This is a genomic window from Bacillus cereus (assembly GCF_015071065.1).
GTDB classification, from domain to species: Bacteria; Bacillota; Bacilli; order Bacillales; family Bacillaceae_G; genus Bacillus_A; species Bacillus_A cereus_BA.
The window spans coordinates 1-3469 of record NZ_VOVA01000059.1; the positions used below are offsets into that span (position 1 = coordinate 1).

A 3469-nucleotide genomic window follows, 5' to 3' on the forward strand; every position below is an offset into this window, starting at 1 on the left:
TTTGAACTTGTGGTATAAAATACAATTCTGTTAGGAACATATGCATTTTATTGGTTTTCATTTTATCTTTGCACCAGAACCTTTCATTTTACTACTCACCCTTCTAATATGACTATGGCTATAATTTAGTAATACAGCAATTTGTTTCAAATTCATTCCCTTTACATCTCGATAATACATAATACGTTTTTCTAAGTCTTTCATACTCGCCATTACGTCTTTAACTTGATTCATTACCTGTTGTTTCTCCTGTACCATCTCAGTTAATACATTAATTTTACTAACAATCTTATTATGCCTAGTATGAATTTCTACTAAATCTAACGGTATTTTTCCACCTTGTACGCGTTCTTTTGTATAATCCACTACACTATTGAATTTTGGAGCGCTCATAGCCATATTTTTCATCAAAAACTTATGTTCTATCTCTAAGTCTCGTATTTGAACCTTCAACATATCTATTTCCTGTGCCAAGTCTTTTAGCAAAAGTTGTTCCATTATTAATCCTCCTATTAGAGATCACGCCACCGAAAGTGAAAAATTGTACGCTAAGAGTTCATACCCTTGTTATAATGGGCTTTAACCTATCTCAACATATGTTCAGAAACATAAAAGCTACAGGTTAATGTGAACATTGATTTTACAATGAGTTTATGAACAAATTTATGGTGAAAACGTTGATATAATCATGTTTTATATCTCTGTTCAATAACATAGGATTTTCTGTACAAAACATGAAATTATGTCTAATCGTACAAGGGATTAGCTGAATTGTGTCCAAACTGTGTCTAAACGTACAATTTTGTAATTTTGGTGATGTGCCCCCTATTTATCTATTTTTTTAAGTTCAGTTTCATAGAAACAATCGACTTCATCGGGTTTTCCGAATTCATCAAGTTTGTCACTATTAAAAACCCTGCGAATCGGATATTTACACTCATAACCTTCTTTTTCTTTTACGATTACTCGTTTTGTTAGTTCTGTTTTATCACCTGCGCACATGTAATGTTTCGGCCGCCCATGTGCCGGTATTAAGAAACTAAATTTTTTTGAGCGATATACTGTTTTCATAGGGTTTCACCATATGATATAATTACAAAAGTTAATATTTTTTAAAGGTCCCGTTGCAGCGGGCTTTTTTTATGCATTTTTTCTAATGTGTTCCACAACTTCTTTACTTCCACCAACATCTTCTAAACGTTTTGCTACATCAAGAACGTTTTCTCTTTCCTGCTCCCGATCATGCTTCATTTTCTTGTAATACATAGCTGATAACTCTTTTGATATTTGTTACACTCTTTATTTGCCCGTTCCATCTGTTTATATAAAATGTCTTGATTTTGGATGCATTCTCTAAGCTCTTTTCCTAACTTCTCTGCAGCTGCTAATGCGCCATCAGCAAATGAATTTAAATCAATCATGTGTTTACATCCTTTCTAGTTCTCCTAATTAGGTTTTCTAGCTGTTTATTTTCTTCAAGGTGCTTTTCATTCCAAACGTTACAACTATCCAAATCACCTGATTGTAGTGCTTCTGTGATTTTATTCATTGATTCATTCATCTTTAAAATTAATTTCATTGCGTTTACTTGCGTTTCAGCTGGTACTAAATTCACTCTTTAATCCCCCTTGACCTTAAACTAATCTCGGTCTCCAAGCATTTATGTAAGAAATAACTTCCTCGAAATCTCTTTTTGCAGAATATTGCAATAAATATAGAATGCAAATGCCCCTTTGAAATCTCGCCAAATTGCAGCAAATACTTTTTTCCTATTATCATGCACATCACAATTAATAATACCGTCATCCCAAAGCTGATAAACCCTTTTACCTACTGCATTTTTAATAGAGAGCTGTTGTCCGTAATCTACGGTCATTTTTTCCTCCACTTTATACTCAAGTGACTTTAGCATTTGTTCTTGTTTATCATTTCATTGCTCATCACATTAATCATTTGCATTGGAGACATTGCATTTTTTTGCTTAATAAAATTCTCCATGCAATTGAATTCATATATATAGGATTCTTTCATTCTTGCAGCTTTTAAACCTGTATAACCCATTATCAAGAACATTAACCCATCCCGTTTAATGGGATATCTCTTGTTTCGCTTCCCACTGCGATCTTCATAATCACTCAAGCCAATTTTGGCTTGAGTAAATTCATTACTACATTGAATATCTTCAATTGAACGAATTACCTTTGAATGTTCTTTCCCAAACACGTCAGCTACAGTAGGGCTATCAGTTACAACATCATCCGCTTTTAAAAAGACTAATTTACTTACCAGTTTTTCTAAGGATTGTATCTGATTCATAACATCACCTCTAATTTGTTAATTAACACTTAACTTTCACTTTGGAAAATAATACAGAAAAGTTAATCTGTACTTATTAAGAAAAAATGATCAATTGACACTTTGAAGATTTCAGAAAAAGAAATTAAGGTTTTACGTGAAGGTTCACATTTCCCTCTCTCCATCATGGATATAGCGGAACGAGTACAGCCCGCAAGGTTACCGAGTTGATCTTGTGACATTTCCCCTCCAACTCTTAACCTTTTTAGCTCATTATAGTTGAATTTCATCACTTCACCTCACTCACAAGGTGATTGTACCATAAAGTTAAGTGGTAGTAAACATACTGTTATTTTCGGAAAATTTAAATTATTTTCAAGTGTATTTTGTTGACTACTACTTAACAATTGTTTAATATATTAAGTAGAGAAATGATTATTTTTTCACACGAAAGGAAGAATGTTTGTGAATGGTAACAGAGTTAAGATGCTGAGAAAAGAGAGGAAGCTAACGCAACAAGTGCTTGCAGATCAAGTAGGGATTAGTAAAGCCGCACTATCACAAATTGAAAACAATAAAATTAATGCTTCACGTGATACGGTGTCTGCTCTTTCTCGTGTTCTTGAGGTTACTTCAGATTACATTCTCGGCTTATCTGAACATAGAGAATTAGATAAAGAGGCTTCTTCAGAGGTTCAAATTGAACTTAATAAAATGAAGACGAAAATTGAGACGTTAAGCGAAGAACGTCAAAAAATGCTTTTAGATATGATGAATGCTATTATTGATACTAATATAAAATCTTCTAAATAAGGATTACTCGAGCGATTGATAGTTAAGGACTATCAATCGCTTTTTTTAATTCGGCTATAGTAGTTAAAACGCTTTTATCATCTGTAATTTTCTCTAATATCAAAATTTGTTCAAGCAGCTGGTCAAATTCCACGGCTACAACCTCCAATATTATTATGAGCTAGATAATTATACCATAAAAACGGAACGTGCGTTCCTTTTTTGTGCGGCTAGTAATCACTTATTATAGAAATAAAGTTATTATATTACAATTTTTTGTTTTTTTTATAAAAAACGGATCGATTTAACATCAAATTCGACAAAAATGGGCTTTAATATGCATAATTGCATATCGCATACACACAATTGAATATCCGAAAAT

At 32.6% G+C, this 3469-nt stretch carries 8 protein-coding genes; 1 reads left to right on the top strand and 7 read right to left on the bottom strand.

Going from position 1 to position 3469, the window contains the following annotated elements; genetic code table 11:
• Positions 1-57: 57 nt before the first annotated feature.
• From FT637_RS29355 to FT637_RS29380, 7 genes are all read right to left on the bottom strand, one after another.
• A complete protein-coding gene (locus FT637_RS29355) occupies positions 58-498 on the bottom strand; it encodes a sigma factor-like helix-turn-helix DNA-binding protein (RefSeq protein ID WP_193649230.1) in 441 nt (146 codons plus the stop codon).
• Between the two features lie 327 nt (positions 499-825).
• Positions 826-1071, bottom strand: a complete 246-nt coding sequence (locus FT637_RS29360) for a hypothetical protein (protein ID WP_193649231.1) — start codon at positions 1069-1071, stop codon at positions 826-828.
• A gap of 176 nt (positions 1072-1247) precedes the next feature.
• Positions 1248-1421: a hypothetical protein gene (locus FT637_RS30535; protein ID WP_319805982.1), complete on the bottom strand. Its 174-nt coding sequence runs from the start codon at positions 1419-1421 to the stop codon at positions 1248-1250.
• Positions 1418-1615, bottom strand: a complete 198-nt coding sequence (locus FT637_RS29370) for a hypothetical protein (RefSeq protein WP_193649232.1) — start codon at positions 1613-1615, stop codon at positions 1418-1420. Before FT637_RS29370 ends, FT637_RS30535 begins: the two co-directional genes overlap by 4 nt.
• Positions 1616-1660: 45 nt before the next feature.
• Positions 1661-1876 carry an ORF6C domain-containing protein gene (locus tag FT637_RS30255; protein WP_264675753.1) on the bottom strand — a complete coding sequence of 72 codons (216 nt, stop codon included), beginning with the start codon at positions 1874-1876 and terminating at the stop codon, positions 1661-1663.
• 29 nt (positions 1877-1905) lie between these two features.
• Complete coding sequence (locus FT637_RS30260) at positions 1906-2316, bottom strand: Rha family transcriptional regulator (RefSeq protein ID WP_227494015.1); 411 nt, start codon at positions 2314-2316, stop codon at positions 1906-1908.
• 62 nt (positions 2317-2378) lie between these two features.
• Complete coding sequence (locus FT637_RS29380) at positions 2379-2585, bottom strand: helix-turn-helix transcriptional regulator (protein ID WP_193649233.1); 207 nt, start codon at positions 2583-2585, stop codon at positions 2379-2381.
• Positions 2586-2760: 175 nt separating this feature from the next.
• On the opposite strand from FT637_RS29380, the gene FT637_RS29385 reads away from it, so the two are divergent.
• Positions 2761-3108 carry a helix-turn-helix domain-containing protein gene (locus tag FT637_RS29385; RefSeq protein ID WP_413773253.1) on the top strand — a complete coding sequence of 116 codons (348 nt, stop codon included), beginning with the start codon at positions 2761-2763 and terminating at the stop codon, positions 3106-3108.
• Positions 3109-3469 lie beyond the last annotated feature (361 nt).